The following is a 17716-nucleotide window of genomic DNA, read 5'->3' as shown; positions in this document are numbered from 1 at the left end:
ACGGCTGTGCGCCTGCGTCTGATCGCTGTCGGTTCACGCATGCCCAAGTGGGTGGAAGAAGGCTGGCACGAATATGCCAAGCGTCTGCCCGCTGAGCTGTCGCTTGAGCTGGTGGAAATACCGCTCAATACCCGGGGCAAGAACGCCGACGTGGCGCGCTTTATCCGTCAGGAAGGCGAAGCCATGCTGGCCAAAGTCGGCCCCAATGAGCGCATCGTCACCCTTGAAGTGCACGGCAAGCCCTGGAGCACCGAGCAACTGGCGGTGGAACTGGATCGCTGGCGCCTGGATTCGCGCACGGTCAATTTCATGGTCGGCGGCCCGGAAGGGCTGGCGCCGGAAGTCTGTGCGCGGGCCGATCAGCGTTGGTCGCTGTCGGCGCTGACATTGCCACACCCGTTGGTAAGGATTCTGATCGGTGAACAGCTGTATCGCGCCTGGACAGTCCTGTCCGGGCACCCTTACCACAAATAGTCTGCGCCGCCCCCGATGACCCAGCCGATCCGCATCAAGGACCACGAGAAAGACGCACGTCTGGTACGCGCGCGGGTGGTGTTCGGTGCTGTCTTGGTGGTGGTGCTGATGTGCGTGCTGATTGCGCGGCTGTATTTCCTCCAGGTGATCCAGTACGACTATCACTCCACGCTGTCGGAAAACAACCGGGTGCATGTGCAGCCGATTCCCCCGACCCGTGGGCTGATTTTCGACCGCAATGGCGTAGTGGTTGCCGATAACCGGCCCAGCTTCAGCCTGAGCATGACCCGTGAACGCTCCGGCGACTGGAAGCAGGTCCTGGATGTCATCGTCGAGGTGCTGCAACTGACGCCGGAAGACCGGGCCGTCTTCGAGAAGCGCATGCGGCAGGGGCGCCGGCCGTTCGAGCCGGTGCCGATCCTGTTCGAGCTGACCGAAGAGCAGATCGCCCGTATTGCGGTGAACCAGTTCCGCCTGCCGGGTGTGGAAGTGGTGGCGCAGTTGGTGCGGCATTACCCGCAAGGGCCGCACTTTGCCCACTCCGTTGGCTACATGGGGCGGATCAACGAGAAAGAGCTGAAAACCCTCGACCCGATCAACTACAGCGGCACCCATCACATCGGCAAAACCGGTATCGAGCGCTTCTACGAGGCCGAGTTGCATGGCCAGGTAGGTAACGAGGAAGTCGAGACCAATGCGCGTGGTCGCGTATTGCGCGTGCTCAAGCGCACCGATCCGGTGCCTGGCAAGGACATTGTCCTGAGTCTGGACATCAAGTTGCAGGAAGCTGCCGAGATGGCCCTGGGCGGTCGGCGGGGTGCCGTAGTGGCGCTGGACCCGAAGACTGGCGAAGTGCTGGCGATGGTCAGCCAGCCCAGCTTCGACCCCAACCCCTTTGTGACTGGCATCAGCTTCAAGGCCTACGCAGAGCTGCGTGATTCCATCGACCGGCCACTGTTCAACCGTGTGTTGCGCGGCCTGTACCCACCGGGCTCGACCATCAAGCCGGCGGTGGCGATTGCCGGCCTGGATGCTGGCGTGGTCACGGCCTCAAGCCGGGTGTACGACCCTGGCTACTACATGCTGCCCAACTACGATCACAAGTACCGTAACTGGAACCGCTCCGGTGACGGCTATGTCGACCTAGACACCGCGATCATGCGCTCCAACGACACCTATTTTTACGACCTGGCCCATAAACTGGGAATTGATCGGCTGTCTGCCTACATGGGCAAGTTCGGCCTCGGTCAGAAAGTCTCCCTGGACATGTTCGAAGAATCCCCCGGCCTGATGCCGTCGCGGGAGTGGAAGCGTGCGACCCGCCGCCAGGCGTGGTTCCCCGGCGAAACCCTGATCCTGGGTATCGGCCAGGGCTATATGCAGGCCACTCCGCTGCAACTGGCCCAGGCCACGGCGCTGGTGGCGAACAAAGGCGTGTGGAACCGACCGCATCTGGCCAGGACCATCGAAGGCGAAAAGCCGGTGGACGACAATCCGATTCCTGACATTGTGCTGCGTGACCCGTCCGATTGGGCCAAGGTCAACCACGGCATGCAGCAGGTGATGCACGGCGCTCGCGGCACTGCGCGCAAAGCGGCAATTGGCGCTCAATACCGCATTGCCGGCAAAAGTGGTACCGCCCAAGTGGTCGCGATCAAACAAGGCGAAAAGTATGACCGCTCCAAGGTCCAGGAACGCCACCGCGACCACGCCTTGTTTGTCGGCTTTGCCCCGGCGGAAGACCCAAAAATCGTGGTGGCAGTGATGGTCGAGAACGGCGAGTCCGGCTCCGGCGTCGCGGCCCCAGTGGTACGCCAGGTGATGGACGCCTGGCTGCTGGCCGACGATGGCCGGCTCAAGCCCGAGTATGGCGGCCCCCCTTCAAGCCCCGAGGTTACGGCCCGTGAAGAGTAATTTTGACCGCATCCTCTCCAGCGAAGATGTGATGCGTCGCCGTGCGACGTTGCTGCAACGCATGCACATTGATGGCCCCCTTCTGATCCTGCTGCTGACCCTGGCGGCCGGCAGCCTTTTTGTACTGTATTCGGCCAGCGGCAAGAACTGGGACCTGCTGATCAAGCAGGCGTCCTCGTTTGGCCTGGGCCTGCTGTCGATGGTGGTGATCGCCCAGTTGGAGCCGCGTTTCATGGCGCGCTGGGTGCCCTTGGGGTATGTCGCCGGCGTGTTGTTGCTGGTGGTGGTGGACGTCATGGGCCACAACGCCATGGGCGCCACACGCTGGATCAACATCCCCGGGGTGATTCGCTTCCAGCCGTCGGAATTCATGAAGATCCTGATGCCCGCCACCATTGCCTGGTACCTGTCCAAGCGCACCTTGCCGCCGCAGCTCAAGCACGTGGCGATCAGCCTGATCCTGATCGGTGTGCCCTTTGTGTTGATCGTGCGCCAGCCGGACCTTGGCACCTCGTTATTGATCCTCGCCGGTGGCGCGTTCGTATTGTTCATGGGCGGCCTGCGCTGGCGCTGGATCCTCAGCGTGCTGGCAGCCGCCGTGCCCGTGGCCGTGGCCATGTGGTTCTTCTTCATGCACGACTACCAGAAGCAACGGATCCTGACGTTCCTCGACCCGGAGAGCGACCCGCTGGGTACTGGCTGGAACATCATCCAATCCAAGGCGGCCATCGGTTCCGGCGGGGTATTTGGCAAGGGATGGTTGCTGGGCACCCAGTCTCACCTGGACTTCTTGCCCGAGAGCCACACCGACTTCATCATCGCGGTGATGGGCGAAGAGTTCGGCCTGGTGGGCATTTGCGCGTTGTTGCTGATTTATCTGCTGTTGATTGGTCGCGGCCTGGTGATCACTGCCCAGGCGCAGACGCTGTTCGGCAAATTGCTCGCCGGCAGCCTGACCATGACTTTTTTTGTTTATGTTTTCGTCAACATCGGTATGGTCAGTGGCCTGCTGCCGGTGGTTGGGGTGCCGTTGCCATTCATTAGCTACGGCGGAACTTCGCTGGTGACATTGCTGTCAGCGTTTGGGGTTTTGATGTCGATTCATACGCATCGCAAGTGGATCGCACAGGTTTGAATAAGGTGAAGATGTCAATGCAAGTAATGCGCGGCTGGGCGACTCGGCATGCGACCTGGATGGGCCTGATCGGGCTGCTGGGTGCAACGCAAGAGGCGCAGGCCGGTGACTACGATGGCTCTCCCCAGGTTGCCGAATTTGTCGGTGAGCTGACCCGCGACTACGGTTTTGCCGGTGAGCAACTGATGGGCGTGTTTCGCGAAGCCCAGAAAAAGCAGGCGATCCTCGACGCCATCTCCCGGCCCGCCGAACGCGTCAAGCAGTGGAAGGACTATCGCCCGATGTTCCTCACTGATGCGCGCATCGCCCGCGGCGTGGATTTCTGGCGCCAGCACGAGGCGGTACTGGCCCGCGCCGAGCAGGAGTACGGCGTGCCGGCGCAGGTGATCGTCTCGATCATCGGCATCGAAACCTTCTACGGGCGCAACACCGGCAGCTACCGGGTGATCGATGCCTTGTCGACACTGGGCTTCGATTACCCGCCCCGCGCCGAGTTCTTCCGCAAGGAACTGCGCGAATTCCTGTTGCTGGCCCGCGAAGAGCAGGTCGACCCGCTGAGCCTCAAGGGCTCCTACGCCGGGGCGATGGGCTTGCCGCAGTTCATGCCGAGCAGCTTTCGCGCCTATGCGGTGGATTTCGACGGTGACGGGCACATCAATATCTGGAGCAACCCCGACGATGCCATCGGCAGCGTGGCCAGCTACTTCAAGCGCCACGGCTGGGTCGCCGGCGAGCCGGTGGTTATCCGCGCCGATGTCACGGGCGAGCGCGCCGACGAGGGCCTGACCCAAGGTATCGAACCGGTCAAGACCGTCGGGGAGTTGCGAGCGCTGGGCTGGTCGAGTCAGAATGCGCCACGCGACGACATGCCGGTGACGGCATTCCGCCTGGAAGGCGCAAATGGCCCTGAATACTGGATGGGCCTGAAGAATTTCTACGCAATCACGCGTTATAACCGCAGTGTGATGTACGCCATGGCCGTGCATCAGCTGTCAGATGAGCTGGTTCAAGCACGGGGCAACAAGTAATGCGGGTATCGCCGTTCAAAAAACCGCTCAAGCTGGTGGCGTTCGCCGCGTTGTCCTTGTTGGTAGCCAGTTGCTCCACCACCCCTAACCGTGCGCCGGCCAAGAAGGCGGGCGGTGCGGTGGTACGTGCCCAGCCGGGCCTGGACATCAACCGCGCGCACAAAGACGGCGCGCCGTGGTGGGATGTGGATGTGTCGAAAATCCCGGACGCCACGCCGACCCTGCACACCGGCCCGTACAAGGCCAACCCCTATACCGTGCTGGGCAAGAATTACTTCCCGCTGCAGGAATCCAAGACTTACGTGCAGTCGGGCACCGCGTCCTGGTACGGCACCAAGTTCCATGGCCAGAACACCGCCAACGGCGAAGTGTATGACCTGTATGGCATGAGCGCGGCCCACAAGACCCTGCCGCTGCCCAGCTATGTGCGCGTGACCAACCTGGACAACAATCGCACCGTGATCCTGCGGGTCAATGATCGTGGGCCGTTCTATTCGGACCGGATCATCGACTTGTCCTACGCGGCCGCCAAGAAACTCGGTTATGCCGAAACCGGCACCGCACGGGTTAAGGTCGAAGGCATCGATCCGGCGCAGTATTGGGCCCAGCGTGGCAAACCCGCGCCGTTGATGCTCAACGAACCGCCAACCCCGCAACCGCAAGTGACGGCCTCCACCGGCAAGATCGAGCAATGGACCCCGCCACCTGCGCAGCATGCGCCTGATACCGTGGTGGTACCTCACGCGGCAGCGGGCGCCTCCATGGCCGGTGGGCAATACCTGCAGGTCGGCGCTTTCGCCAACCCGGATGCGGCAGAACTGTTAAGGTCCAAGCTCAGCGGCATGGTCAGCGCGCCGGTCTTCATCAGTTCCATCGTGCGTAACCAGCAAACCTTGCACCGTGTACGCATGGGCCCTATCGGCTCGCCGAGCGAAGTGGCGCAAGTGCAGAACAGCGTGCGTCTGGCCAATCTGGGGCAACCCAGCGTGGTCACCGCAGAATAAGCAGTAACGGATTGATGGCTCAGACGCGCATGCGCGCTTGAACCCTGGTTGTTGGCTCGTTGAACAATAAAAACCCAGGGGCAAGGGGTGAGCGGGCAACCGAACACGTGACAGTCTGGAAGCGGGCTGTCTGAATAGTTTTGCCCGCGAGGGCAAGTTTCCATAAGCAATTTCGAGAGACGGATGAACATCACCACCTTAGCCAAACGTACGTGCCTGCTTATCTCGCTGATCATCACGCCAGCCGCCTGGGCGGTTGAAATGGTGCCGGCCTCCCCGCAACTGGCCGCCAAGTCGTGGGTCCTCATGGACGCCGCCAGTGGCAACGTGCTGGTCGAAAACGGCGGTGATGTACGCCTGCCGCCTGCCAGCCTGACCAAGCTGATGACCGCCTACATCGCGACCCTGGAAATCCGTCGCGGCCAGATCGGCGAAAACGACCCGGTTACCGTCAGCGAAAACGCCTGGCGTACCGGTGGTTCGCGGATGTTCATCAAGGTGGGTTCGCAAGTCACCGTGAGCGACCTGCTGCACGGCATCATCATCCAGTCCGGTAACGACGCCAGCGTCGCCCTGGCCGAGCACATCGCCGGCAGCGAAGACGCCTTCGCCGACATGATGAACAAAACCGCCGGTGAGCTGGGCATGACCAACAGCCACTTCATGAACCCGACCGGCCTGCCGAACCCAGAGCACTATTCGTCGGCTCATGACATGGCGATCCTGGCGCGCGCCATCATCCGCGTTGACCCGGTGCACTATGCGATCTACTCCCAGAAGGAATTCTTCTGGAACAACATCAAGCAGCCTAACCGCAACCTGTTGCTGTGGCGCGACAAGACCGTCGATGGCCTGAAGACCGGCCACACCGACGAAGCCGGCTACTGCATGGTGTCGTCCGCCGTACGTGATGGCCAGCGCCTGATCGCCGTGGTATTCGGCACCAACAGCGAGCAGGCCCGTGCGGCCGAGACGCAAAAACTGCTGACTTACGGCTTCCGCTTCTTCGAAACCCAGACCTTCTACCAGAAGGGTGCTGAGCTGGCGACCGCGCCGGTGTGGAAGGGCGCGACGTCGCAAGTCAAGGCCGGCCTGGCCGACGACCTGACCCTGACCATGCCTAAAGGCCAGCTGAAAAAGCTCGCCGCCAGCATGACCCTGAACCCGCAATTGGTTGCGCCAATCGCCAAGGGTGATGTGATCGGCAAGGTCGAAGTCAAGCTGGACGACAAGGTGGTGCACAGCGCCGACCTGATCGCGCTGGACGCTGTCGAGGAAGGTGGTATCTTCCGCCGCGTATGGGATAGCATCCGTCTATTCTTCTACGGCTTGTTCAACTGATTGTGTGCACCTGCAAAGCCCCGCGTTGATCCAACGCGGGGCTTTGCCCGTCGCCACGGCTTAGCGCTTACGAGGCTGTTCTGCCATGACCGATAAAGACGTAGAAGTAAAGGCGCCAAAGATCGAATTTCCTGTGACGGATTATCCCGTCAAGGTGATCAGCGATACCGGTGTCGGCCGCAAGGACAAGATTCTCGAGATCGTCAGGAAGCACGCGACGATCAACGACAACCGCGTGGACGAGCGCCAAAGCTCCACCGGCAAGTACACCACGATCCAGTTGCACATCGTTGCGACCGATCAAGACCAGCTCTACAACATCAACAGCGAACTGCGAGCCACCGGCTTCGTGCATATGGTGCTGTGATGTCGCAAGTCCTGGGCTTTCGCGAGCTCGGCCGGATGGCATACGAGCCGGTCTGGCATGCCATGCAGCGCTTTACCAATGAGCGCGGCACTTCGGCCCCGGATGAAATCTGGCTGGTAGAACACCCGCCGGTATTCACCCAGGGCCAGGCCGGCAAGGCCGAACACTTGCTGCTGCCGGGTGATATTCCGGTGGTGCAGGTCGACCGAGGGGGGCAAGTGACTTACCATGGGCCCGGTCAACTGGTGGCTTACCTGCTGCTGGACGTGCGCAAGCTGGGGTTTGGCGTGCGCGACCTGGTCAGCCGCATGGAGACGTGCCTGATCGAGCTGTTGGCCAGTTACGGCGTGACCGCCGTGGCCAAGCCCGATGCACCGGGTGTATACGTGGATGGCGCGAAAATCGCCTCCCTGGGGCTGCGCATTCGCCACGGTTGTTCCTTTCATGGCCTGGCCTTGAATGTGGACATGGACCTGGCGCCGTTCCGACGGATCAACCCGTGCGGTTACGCCGGGCTTGCGATGACCCAGTTGAGTGACCATGCAACATCCATAGAATTTGCCGAGGTAAGTGCCCGGCTGCGCGCGCAGCTCGTCAAACACCTCGACTATGCAGAGCAGACGACCCTGACGGGCGGAATCGATTGATATGACTACTGATGTTGTGCAAACCATGATCCCGACGCTGGACATCACTGAGCGTCCAGCCCCGGCCCCGCGTGCCAAGGTGGAAGCCGGCGTCAAGCTGCGCGGCGCCGAGAAGGTTGCACGCATCCCGGTCAAGATCATCCCGACCACCGAACTGCCGAAGAAACCTGACTGGATTCGCGTGCGCATCCCGGTTTCGCCGGAAGTCGACCGTATCAAGTCGCTGCTGCGCAAACACAAGTTGCACAGCGTATGCGAAGAAGCCTCCTGCCCGAACCTGGGCGAGTGCTTCTCTGGCGGCACCGCCACGTTCATGATCATGGGTGACATCTGCACCCGTCGCTGCCCGTTCTGCGACGTCGGCCACGGCCGTCCGAAGCCGTTGGACGTCAATGAGCCAGAAAGCCTGGCCATCGCCATCGCCGACCTGAAGCTCAAGTATGTGGTGATCACCTCGGTAGACCGCGACGACCTGCGTGACGGTGGTGCCCAGCACTTTGCCGACTGCATCCGCGAGATCCGCAAGCTGTCGCCGAACGTGATGCTCGAAACCCTGGTGCCGGACTACCGTGGCCGGATGGACGTCGCCCTGGACATCACCGCTGCCGAGCCGCCGGATGTGTTCAACCATAACCTGGAAACCGTGCCGCGCCTGTACAAGGCGGCGCGCCCGGGTTCGGACTACCAGTGGTCGCTGACCCTGCTGCAGAAATTCAAGCAGATGATGCCGCACATCCCGACCAAGTCCGGCTTGATGCTGGGCCTGGGTGAAACCGACGAAGAAGTCATCGAAGTCATGAAGCGCATGCGCGAACACGACATCGACATGCTGACCCTGGGCCAGTACCTGCAACCGTCCCGCAGCCACTTGCCGGTGCAGCGCTTCGTGCACCCGGACACCTTCGCCTGGTTCGCCGAGGAAGGCTACAAGATGGGCTTCAAGAACGTGGCCTCGGGCCCGTTGGTGCGGTCTTCGTACCACGCCGATGAGCAGGCCAAGCTGGTCAAGGCGAGCCTGGTTTCGTAAGCCGCTCCAGAATCAATGTGAAATGCGGGCTTGTGTGGGAGCTGGCTTGCCTGCGATAGCATCACCTCGGTGTCACTGATTCACCGAGGCGCTTGCATCGCAGGCAAGCCAGCTCCCACATTTCGTTCTGCGTCATATAGGGAGAACCATGGATGACCGCCGCCGTACCTGCACTGCGCCCCGAAGGCACCCTCGGCCTGATCGCCCCCGCCGGCCCCGCCGCGCTGGATGTTGAAAAAGCCCGGCAATGGATGCGTGCCCGCGGCTACGACCTGCACATTTTCCCTGGTGTGCACGAGCGCGACGGCTACCTGGCCGGTAGCGATGAAGTGCGCCTGCGCGATTTGCATGCCGCCTTCGCCAACCCCGACATCGATGCCATCCTCTGCCTGCGTGGCGGCTATGGCACGCCCCGTTTGCTCGATGCGCTGGACTTCGACCTGCTGCGCGCCAACCCCAAGCCGTTTGTGGGCTACAGCGATATCACCGCCTTGCACCTGGCCATCAACCGCTATGCCGGCTTCGTGACGTTCCACGGGCCCATGCTCAATGCCGACCTGCTCGGTGGCAAACAGCCGCCCACCGAATCCTCCTTGTTCAGCCTGCTGCGTGGCCAACGGGGCGCCGGCAGTGTGCTGCCGCACCCGATGGCCTACCCGCTGACCACAATCGAGCCGGGTGTGGCTTGTGGGCGCTTGCTGGGCGGTAACTTGTCGATGATCGCCGCGGTCATGGGTACGCCTTACGAAATAGACGCTGATGGCATCATCCTGTTTATCGAAGACGTCAACGAACCGCTCTATCGCATCGACCGCCTGCTGACCCACCTGCGCCTGGCTGGCAAGCTGGCTCAAGTCGCTGGCGTGTTGGTAGGGGACGTGGCCGGTGTGGATAGCGCGGCATTGGCGCGTCTGCTGAAGCAGACCTTTGAGCCGCTGTGCATTCCAGTGCTGGCAGGCTGGCGCAGTGGGCATTGCGACCCGAACCTGACATTGCCGATGGGCGCCGTGGTGCGCCTGGATGCGGGGGAGCAGCGGGTGGTGTTGGAGCAGGATGTGGTGTTCAAGGCCTGATCGTTCCCACGCTCTACGTGGGAATGCCTCCAGTGACGCTCTGCGTCACCCTCTTCAGCCGCGGACGCGGAGCGTCCAAGGCAGCGCTCCCACGCAGAGCGTGGGAGCGATCACTTCAGCGGTTCTGCAGCGATTCCAGCAATTTCACCGTCGGATACCCATCCGCCGGCCAGCCCAGCGCCTGCTGTGCAGCCCGAATCGCCTTGCGCGTGTTGGCGCCAATAATCCCGTCGGCATTACCCGCGTCATACCCTTTGGCGCTGAGTGCCGTCTGCAGGTCAATGCGTTGCGAACGGCTCAGTGGCAGCTCATCTTTTGGCCAACTGCCCCGAATCACACCGCCGCCGCCAAATCGCTCCGACAGCAAGCCAACCGCCAGTGCATAGGACGACGAATTGTTGTACTTGAGGATCGCGCGGAAGTTATCCAATACCAGGAATGCCGGGCCACGGTAGCCGGCCGGTAACAGCAGGGCGGCGGACAACTGGTCGACATTGACCGGCAGGCTCACGCCAGGGGGAAGTTGGATGCCCAGTTGCAGCCATTGCGCCACGGTCTTGCGCACGCCGCCATCGGCCAGGCTGTAGTCGAAGCCAGACGGCAGCGGCTGCACTTCAACGCCCCATGGCTGGCCTTTCTGCCAGCCGGAGCTTTGCAGGTAATGCGCCGTGGAGGCGAGGGCGTCGGACGGGCTGTTCCAGATATCGCGGCGACCGTCACCGTCAAAGTCCACGGCATGGGTGTTGTAGGTGGTCGGGATGAACTGGGTCTGGCCCATCGCCCCGGCCCAGGAACCTTTCATCTGGTCGGCCTGAATATCGCCATGCTGGATGATCTGCAGCGCTGCCAGCAACTGCGCTTGCGCAAAGGCCGGCCGACGTCCTTCATAGGCCAGGGTGGCCAGGGAGCGGATCACCGAGTTATTGCCCTGGAAAGCGCCGAAGTTGCTCTCCATGCCCCACACCGAGACCAGCGCCTGGCGGTCGACGCCATAGCGTTGCTCGATGCTTTGCAGAATATCGGCGTACTTGACCAGCAGTGCCTGGCCATTGCGCACGCGCACCGGCGACAGTGCACCGTCGAGGTATTCCCAAACCGGGCGAGAAAATTCCGGTTGGCTGCGGTCGGCGCGAATCACCGCCATATCAGGAGTGACGCCGGCAAAAGCGTTATCGAACACGGCCGCAGTGATCCCGGCCTGCAGCGCTTGAGCACGGAAGCCAGCCTGCCATTCGGCAAAGGTCTGGGTCGGTTGGATATCGAGATTGTCCACCGCCAACGGGGCCACCACGGCAGGCGCGATAGCCGGGGCCGTCTGGAGCTTGGGCAGGGGTTGAGCGTCCGCAGCGGTAGGTTTTTCGGCGCAGGCGACGAGCAGAATGAGGCTGGAGGCAGCGATCAATTGGCGCAGGTGCCAATGACGAGAAAGACGAGAGGGCATGCACAGGTCCAGGGGGTTACAAATCAGGTACAGACCTTATCATGCCAGAGGGGCGCTTGCCTTCAGGCAGCCAGAAAGTAAGAAGCCTCCCAGCTATTAGACTGGAAGGCTTCGCGGCGGTAGCTGCCTTTGCCTTTGCCGGCGCGTTCCTGGCGGCTGCGGAACAAGGGCTGGGCGATGATGGATTTGGCCTTGTTGGGGCCATGCTTGGATGGCTTTTTGCTCATGGTGGATTCTCTCGCTTGGGGTGGAATGCAGCGGTGCAAATCATCTGCCGAAGTGGGCCGGCTGTAAAGCCCGTCGATAGGTGGGAAATGTTGCAAATAGGCAGTGGGCAGAGTCAATGTGGGAGCTGGCAAGCCAGCTCCCACAGGGTTTTGTGCCGTTGTACAGAGGTGGTTATTCGGCAGGCAACGCCAGGCGCTGGCCGGCCATCAACAGCGACAGACGGCTCAGGCTCATCCACGGCGAGCCGGCCGCCTGGCCCTTGATCTGTGCATCGATGCGCTGCGCTTCCAGCAACAGTTGCGCCCAGCGTTGCGCCGAGTGCCGCTGCAGGGCTTTGCTCATCAGGGGTTTGCGCTTGTCCCACACCGGTGGCCGCGCCTGGCTGAAGCATTTGTCCAGCGGTGTGCCCTGGCTGTATTGAAGGGCAATATTCGCCAACACGCGCAGCTCACGGGCCAGGGCCCAGAGAATCACCGGTGGTTCCACCCCTTCGCCGCGCAGGCCTTCGAGCATGCGCAGGGCGTGGGCGGGCTCGCCGTTGAGGATGGCGTCCACCAGGCCGAACACATCAAAGCGCGCGCTATCGGCCACTGCGCCTTGCACGGTTTCGACGGTGATCTGCCCGTCTTCGGCCATCAGCTTGAGCTTTTCGATCTCCTGGGCGGCGGCAAGCAGGTTGCCCTCGACCCGAGCGGCGATCAGCTCCACGGCATCCTGTGTCGCTGCGAGCCCTGATTGCGACAGGCGCTGACGAATCCACTGCGGCAACTGGTTGCTGTCCACTGGCCAGATCTGGATGAACTGAGTCTGTGGACCTTCAACCAGAGCCTTGCCCCATTTGGTTTTCTGCGCGCTGCCGTCGAGCTTGGGCAGGCTGATCAACAGCACGGTGTCTTCGGCAGGGCGCGAGCAGTATTCCATCAAGGCCGCCGCGCCTTTATCGCCCGGCTTGCCCGAGGGCAGGCGCAGTTCCAGCAGGCGTTTCTCGGCAAACAGCGACATGCTCGCGCCAGCTTGCAGCAGGGTGCCCCAGTCGAAACTGGCGTCGGCGCTGAACACCTGGCGTTCATCGAAGCCTTGCTGGCGTGCGGCGGTGCGGATAGCGTCAGCTGCTTCCTGGCACAGCAGCGGGTCGTCGCCGCTGACGATGTACACAGGCGCAAGGCCACCTTGCAGGTGCTTGGCGAGTTGGGCGGGGGCAAGTTTCATAGGCGGGGCGAACGGGGCGCCAGGGGCGCCCCGTCTGGCTTACTCGACAGGGACTTCAACAGGCGACTGTTTCGGTGTGTTGTCTTCATATTCCTGCGCGGCTTTCAGGGCGTCGGCGTCAGCCTTGGCCTTGTTGTCGGCCACTTGCTGCAGCTCAGCCAGTTTTTCCGGGGTGAGCATTTGCAGGCGAGTCATCATGCGCTGGATCAGCTCACGACGCATTTCCTTGCGCACCTGGATGGTCTCGGAGTCTGAACCCACCAGGTTGTTGCCATCGTGGCTCACCACTTTCTGCACCTGGATCTTGTCACCCATCAACGGCAACTGATCACGGCCTTGTATTTCGAACATCAGCGCCGTGTTCAACTCGACGTCGGACGCACGGCCAGCACTGGCGTAGCTGATATTGCGCTGGGTTTCTCGCTCATCCGTCAGGATCAGTTTGTAGGTTGCGCCGTTGTACACGTGCACACCGCTGTTTTCCAGGGTCTGGCGCAGCTGGGTGACGGTTTCGCCGTAGGCGTTGCGGGCGCTGACGTCGAGTTCCTTGAGCGACAGCTCATTGGTGCCGGTGCCGCGCAGCTGGAAGCCGCAAGCGCTCAACAGCACGGCAAGGCCCATAACCAGCAGATTGCGTTTGATCATTTTGTTGCTCCCCTTGAAACCAGGTGGGCCTTATCGGGCCCTAAAGGTTTAGTTCGGCGCGGGGCCAAGCCCCGCACCCGATCCGATTTAGCTGGCGACGATATTGACCAGTTTGCCGGGCACTACGATCACCTTGCGGATGGTCAGGCCTTCGGTAAAGCGCAGCACGTTCTCATTGATACGTGCAGCTGCTTCAACCTCTTCACGGCTGGCGCTGGCCGGCATGTCGATCTGGCCACGCAGTTTACCGTTAACCTGGATGACCAGTTGCAGCGTGTCCTGTACCAGGGCGCTGTCATCCTGCACCGGCCAGGCGGCATCGATGACGGCACCGCTGTGGCCCAGACGGCTCCACAGTTCATGGCTGATGTGCGGCGTGATCGGCGCGAGCAACAGGGTAACTGTTTCCAGGCCTTCCTGGATCAGCGCACGGTCTTGTTCGGTCGCCTGCGAGGCTTTTTCCAGCACGTTCATCAGCGTCATCACCTGGGCGATGGCGGTGTTGAATTTGTGGTTCTGCCCAACGTCCTGGCTGGCCTGGCGGATAGCCAGGTGGATGCTGCGGCGAACGGCTTTCTGCTCGTCGTTCAACGCGCCGATATCCAGCTTGCCCGGCAGGCCCTGGCTGACATGAGCGTGGGCCAGGCGCCAGACACGCTTGAGGAAACGGTGCGAGCCTTCGACGCCCGAGTCGGACCATTCGGCGCTCATGTCAGGCGGCGAGGCGAACATCATGAACAGGCGGCAGGTGTCGGCGCCGAACTGATCGATCATCGACTGTGGGTCGACGCCGTTGTTCTTGGACTTGGCCATCTTCTCGGTGCCACCGATTTCCACCGGCAGGCCGTCGGCTTTCAGCTTCGCGCTGATGACCTTGGCCTTGCTGTCACGCTCAAGCTCGACATCCGCCGGGTTGAACCAGGTGTAGGCGCCATTGGCTTCGCGGCGATAGTAAGTGTCGGCGATCACCATGCCCTGGGTCAGCAGGTTCTTGAATGGCTCATCGGAGCTCACCAGGCCTTCGTCACGCATCAGCTTGTGGAAGAAGCGCGCGTACAGCAGGTGGAGGATGGCGTGTTCGATGCCACCGATGTACTGATCCACTGGCAACCAATGGTCGGCTGCGGATTTCTCCACCAGGCCGCCTTCATAGTGCGGCGAGGCATAACGAGCGTAATACCACGAGGACTCGACGAAGGTGTCCATGGTGTCGGTTTCACGCTTGGCCGGCGCGCCGCATTTAGGGCAGCTGCACTCGTAGAACTCGGGCATGCGCGCCAACGGCGAGCCAGCACCATCCGGCACCACGTCTTCTGGCAGCACGACCGGCAGTTGGTCTTCCGCTACCGGCACGTCACCGCAGGCTTGGCAGTGGATGATCGGGATCGGGCAACCCCAGTAGCGCTGGCGGCTGATGCCCCAGTCACGCAGACGGAACTGGGTGCGCGAGGCACCGAGGTTTTTCTTGATCAGGGCCACTTCCATGGCGTCGAACGCGCCCTGGAAGTCCAGGCCGTCGAATTCGCCGGAGTTGATCAGCGTGCCGTGCTCGCCGTAGGCGTCTTGCCACGGAGCGGGGTTGGTATCACCCGAGCTAGTGCGCACGACCGACTTGATAGGCAGGCTGTACTTGGTGGCGAATTCGAAATCGCGCTCGTCGTGGGCCGGCACGGCCATGACGGCGCCATCGCCGTAGTGCATCAATACGTAGTTGGCGACCCAAACCGGCAGTTTCTCGCCGGTCAACGGGTGCTCGACGAACAGGCCGGTCGGCAGGCCTTTTTTCTCCTGGGTGGCGACATCGGCTTCGGCCACGCTGCCGCCTTTGCATTCAGCGATGAACGCCTGCAGCTCAGGGTTGTTCTGTGCGGCCTGGGTGGCCAGCGGGTGTTCGGCGGCCACGGCGACGTAGGTCGCGCCCATCAGGGTGTCGGGGCGGGTGGTGAACACCTTGAGTGCGCCGGCTTCGCCGATGGAGTCGACGTTGTACGGGAACTGCACTTCCATGCCCTTGGATTTGCCGATCCAGTTGCGCTGCATGGTCTTGACCTGTTCAGGCCAGCCCGGCAGATCGTCAAGGCTCGACAACAGTTCATCCGCGTAGGCGGTGATCTTGAAGTAGTACATCGGGATTTCGCGCTTTTCGATCAGCGCGCCGGAACGCCAGCCGCGACCGTCGATGACCTGTTCGTTGGCCAGTACGGTCTGGTCGATCGGGTCCCAGTTCACGGTGCCGCTTTTTTTGTAGATCACACCTTTTTCGAACAGGCGCGTGAACAGCCATTGTTCCCAGCGGTAGTAATCCGGCTTGCAGGTGGTGACCTCGCGGGACCAGTCCACCGCCAGGCCCAGGCTGCGCAACTGGGTCTTCATGTAGGCGATGTTTTCGTAGGTCCACTTGGCGGGCGCCACGTTGTTTTTCATCGCGGCGTTTTCTGCCGGCATGCCGAAGGCGTCCCAACCCATGGGTTGCAGCACGTTCTTGCCGAGCATGCGCTGGTAGCGCGAAATCACGTCGCCGATGGTGTAGTTGCGCACGTGCCCCATGTGTAGCTTGCCGCTGGGGTAAGGGAACATCGATAGGCAGTAGTAAGTCTCCTTGCCTGGCTGTTCACTGACTTCAAAGGACTTTTGCTCGTCCCAGAAGGTTTGGGCGGCATTTTCTATTTCACGGGGCTGATATTGTTCGTGCATGGCTACTTTTGAACTGGATAGGGGTGGCCTAATCCTCTTCGGTGCACTGTCCGGGTTGTTCGACACCAAGAAGCGGCGCGTCCGTGCCCAAACCCTGCGGGAAGTGGAGTTACAGGAAGCGCCGTAGCATACATGACCCCACTCTATCGAGGGAAACCCTGATTGCGCGCCAAGGGCCGTCTGTCGCGGCACCGGGCAGGCGCAGCAACGGGGGCTACGCTGTTTAGTGGGGAGCAAGTATTTCTTCAATGAGGTGAGGGGATGGTTGAATCGCAGCGAACTTTAACGAAACCGCAGTTGTATGAAGGATTGATCGACCGTTTGGGTCGGGCATTGGATGCCGCAAGAACCGCAGGCCGATTGCGTGATGAACGGCCTCTGGAGCTGGAGTTGCGAGGCTTGAGCCAGGCGGAGCTTGAATTGATCAAGAACTATCTGGCGTTGAATCACGACCGCGCCTCCCATGGGCAGGCTTCCCCGCCCGCTCATTCGGCCAAGGTCATCTGGCTCAAAGACCTGGCGACCGGCCGCGGGCCAGAGAACTTCCGCTCCGTGCGGTGCAAGTGAGCCCCGCGTTATCCGTTAGCGTTATCAAAATGTTGTCGGTAAGGATTGTTGCAAAACCCCGATGCATCTAGGCTTCGGGCATCTTTGGAGATGCCCGATGCCTTTTCGTTATTTCATTAAACAACTGTTGTTGCCGCCCGGTATTTTTCTGCTGTTGTTGGCGTGTGCCTGGTGGTTTCGCCGCAGCCGTCCGCGCCTGGCGGGCTTGTGCTTTGCCCTCGGGCTGGGCGGAATGTGGTTGATCAGCCTGCCAGTGATGGTGCAATGGGGCGCCCGTGCCCTGGAGACAGAGCCGCCTTTGGCCCGGGAAGACTGGGCTACCCTGGCCCAGCGTGCCGATGCGATTGTGGTGCTGGGCTCGGGGCGCGAGCGTGGAGACATTGCGTGGGGCAGCGACCAGCCCACCGGTATTGGCCTGGAACGTGAGCGTTTTGCCGCGCGGCTGGCCAAGGCATCCGGTTTGCCAGTGCTGACCAGCGGCGGCTTGCACTACGGCACGCCGCCCAGTGAGGCCGAGCTGATGGCCGTGTCGATGCAGGATGACTTCGGTGTCACCGTGCGCTGGAAAGAAGAGCGCAGCCGCACTACCTGGGAAAACGCCCAGATGAGCGCCGAGATTTTGTTGCCGAAAGACATCAAGCGTGTAGTGGTAGTGACCCAGGCCTGGCACATGCCGCGTTCGGTATGGAGTTTTGAAAAGGCCGGCTTCACCGTGGTGCCGGGGCCGGTGGGCTTTTTGGGTGTCGACCATGGCCGACCGCTGGGTGGCTGGATGCCGGAGGTCAAGGCGGTGTGGCAAAGCGGGCAGTTGATAAATGAAGCGGTGGGGCAGGTGGGGTATCGGTTGTTCTACCGATAGGTGCAACACAGGAGATCAAATGTAGCAGCTGGCTTGCCTGCGATGGCGGTGGGTCAGTGAGCA

At 61.7% G+C, this 17716-nt stretch carries 17 protein-coding genes; 12 read left to right on the top strand and 5 right to left on the bottom strand.

The window, feature by feature from the left end; genetic code table 11:
* Nucleotides 1-6 precede the first annotated feature (6 nt).
* From rlmH to ACP7CZ_RS22665, 10 genes are all read left to right on the top strand, one after another.
* Entirely contained in the window at nucleotides 7-474 is a 468-nt protein-coding gene (gene rlmH / locus ACP7CZ_RS22710; RefSeq protein ID WP_003176297.1) for a 23S rRNA (pseudouridine(1915)-N(3))-methyltransferase RlmH, read from the top strand.
* A 15-nt stretch (nucleotides 475-489) separates the two neighbouring features.
* Entirely contained in the window at nucleotides 490-2388 is a 1899-nt protein-coding gene (gene mrdA, locus ACP7CZ_RS22705) for a penicillin-binding protein 2 (protein ID WP_034126905.1), read from the top strand.
* Between the two features lie 31 nt (nucleotides 2389-2419).
* Nucleotides 2420-3523: a rod shape-determining protein RodA gene (rodA, locus tag ACP7CZ_RS22700; RefSeq protein WP_044268991.1), complete on the top strand. Its 1104-nt coding sequence runs from the start codon at nucleotides 2420-2422 to the stop codon at nucleotides 3521-3523.
* 17 nt (nucleotides 3524-3540) lie between these two features.
* Entirely contained in the window at nucleotides 3541-4551 is a 1011-nt protein-coding gene (gene mltB, locus ACP7CZ_RS22695) for a lytic murein transglycosylase B (RefSeq protein ID WP_054896188.1), read from the top strand.
* The gene (locus tag ACP7CZ_RS22690; protein WP_032895156.1) at nucleotides 4551-5555 is read left to right on the top strand and encodes a septal ring lytic transglycosylase RlpA family protein; all 1005 of its coding nucleotides are present in this window, start codon (nucleotides 4551-4553) and stop codon (nucleotides 5553-5555) included. Before mltB ends, ACP7CZ_RS22690 begins: the two co-directional genes overlap by 1 nt.
* Nucleotides 5556-5738: 183 nt before the next feature.
* Nucleotides 5739-6896, top strand: coding sequence for a D-alanyl-D-alanine carboxypeptidase family protein (locus ACP7CZ_RS22685; protein ID WP_003194468.1), 1158 nt, complete (start codon nucleotides 5739-5741; stop codon nucleotides 6894-6896).
* Nucleotides 6897-6981: 85 nt separating this feature from the next.
* A complete protein-coding gene (locus ACP7CZ_RS22680) occupies nucleotides 6982-7263 on the top strand; it encodes a DUF493 domain-containing protein (protein ID WP_005791752.1) in 282 nt (93 codons plus the stop codon).
* On the top strand, nucleotides 7263-7910 hold the full coding sequence (gene lipB / locus ACP7CZ_RS22675) for a lipoyl(octanoyl) transferase LipB (RefSeq protein ID WP_034126907.1): 648 nt from the start codon (nucleotides 7263-7265) through the stop codon (nucleotides 7908-7910). Before ACP7CZ_RS22680 ends, lipB begins: the two co-directional genes overlap by 1 nt.
* A 25-nt stretch (nucleotides 7911-7935) precedes the next feature.
* Nucleotides 7936-8937, top strand: coding sequence for a lipoyl synthase (gene lipA / locus ACP7CZ_RS22670; RefSeq protein WP_161793230.1), 1002 nt, complete (start codon nucleotides 7936-7938; stop codon nucleotides 8935-8937).
* A 152-nt stretch (nucleotides 8938-9089) separates the two neighbouring features.
* The gene (locus ACP7CZ_RS22665; protein ID WP_198790880.1) at nucleotides 9090-10010 is read left to right on the top strand and encodes a S66 peptidase family protein; all 921 of its coding nucleotides are present in this window, start codon (nucleotides 9090-9092) and stop codon (nucleotides 10008-10010) included.
* Nucleotides 10011-10125: 115 nt separating this feature from the next.
* On the opposite strand, the gene ACP7CZ_RS22660 is transcribed toward ACP7CZ_RS22665, so the two are convergent.
* The 5 genes from ACP7CZ_RS22660 to leuS form a co-directional block, all read right to left on the bottom strand.
* Complete coding sequence (locus tag ACP7CZ_RS22660) at nucleotides 10126-11451, bottom strand: lytic murein transglycosylase (RefSeq protein WP_054918108.1); 1326 nt, start codon at nucleotides 11449-11451, stop codon at nucleotides 10126-10128.
* A 62-nt stretch (nucleotides 11452-11513) separates the two neighbouring features.
* Complete coding sequence (gene arfA / locus ACP7CZ_RS22655) at nucleotides 11514-11678, bottom strand: alternative ribosome rescue factor ArfA (protein WP_003176285.1); 165 nt, start codon at nucleotides 11676-11678, stop codon at nucleotides 11514-11516.
* Between the two features lie 172 nt (nucleotides 11679-11850).
* On the bottom strand, nucleotides 11851-12888 hold the full coding sequence (holA, locus tag ACP7CZ_RS22650) for a DNA polymerase III subunit delta (RefSeq protein ID WP_032895162.1): 1038 nt from the start codon (nucleotides 12886-12888) through the stop codon (nucleotides 11851-11853).
* 39 nt (nucleotides 12889-12927) lie between these two features.
* Nucleotides 12928-13533: an LPS assembly lipoprotein LptE gene (gene lptE, locus ACP7CZ_RS22645; RefSeq protein ID WP_014720078.1), complete on the bottom strand. Its 606-nt coding sequence runs from the start codon at nucleotides 13531-13533 to the stop codon at nucleotides 12928-12930.
* An 87-nt stretch (nucleotides 13534-13620) separates the two neighbouring features.
* Nucleotides 13621-16227 carry a leucine--tRNA ligase gene (gene leuS / locus ACP7CZ_RS22640; protein ID WP_252950805.1) on the bottom strand — a complete coding sequence of 869 codons (2607 nt, stop codon included), beginning with the start codon at nucleotides 16225-16227 and terminating at the stop codon, nucleotides 13621-13623.
* Nucleotides 16228-16488: 261 nt separating this feature from the next.
* Here leuS and ACP7CZ_RS22635 point away from each other — a divergent pair, with 261 nt between their 5' ends.
* Both ACP7CZ_RS22635 and ACP7CZ_RS22630 read left to right on the top strand, forming a co-directional pair.
* A complete protein-coding gene (locus ACP7CZ_RS22635; protein ID WP_020301951.1) occupies nucleotides 16489-16794 on the top strand; it encodes a hypothetical protein in 306 nt (101 codons plus the stop codon).
* Between the two features lie 97 nt (nucleotides 16795-16891).
* The gene (locus ACP7CZ_RS22630; RefSeq protein WP_294167765.1) at nucleotides 16892-17653 is read left to right on the top strand and encodes a YdcF family protein; all 762 of its coding nucleotides are present in this window, start codon (nucleotides 16892-16894) and stop codon (nucleotides 17651-17653) included.
* The last annotated feature ends 63 nt before the right edge of the window (nucleotides 17654-17716 follow it).

Source organism: Pseudomonas sp. DWP2-2 (genome assembly GCF_049897065.1).
Lineage (GTDB): Bacteria > Pseudomonadota > Gammaproteobacteria > Pseudomonadales > Pseudomonadaceae > Aquipseudomonas > Aquipseudomonas paracarnis.
The sequence above is the reverse complement of the archived record's forward strand: the minus strand, read 5'-3'. Positions and strand labels throughout refer to the sequence as shown.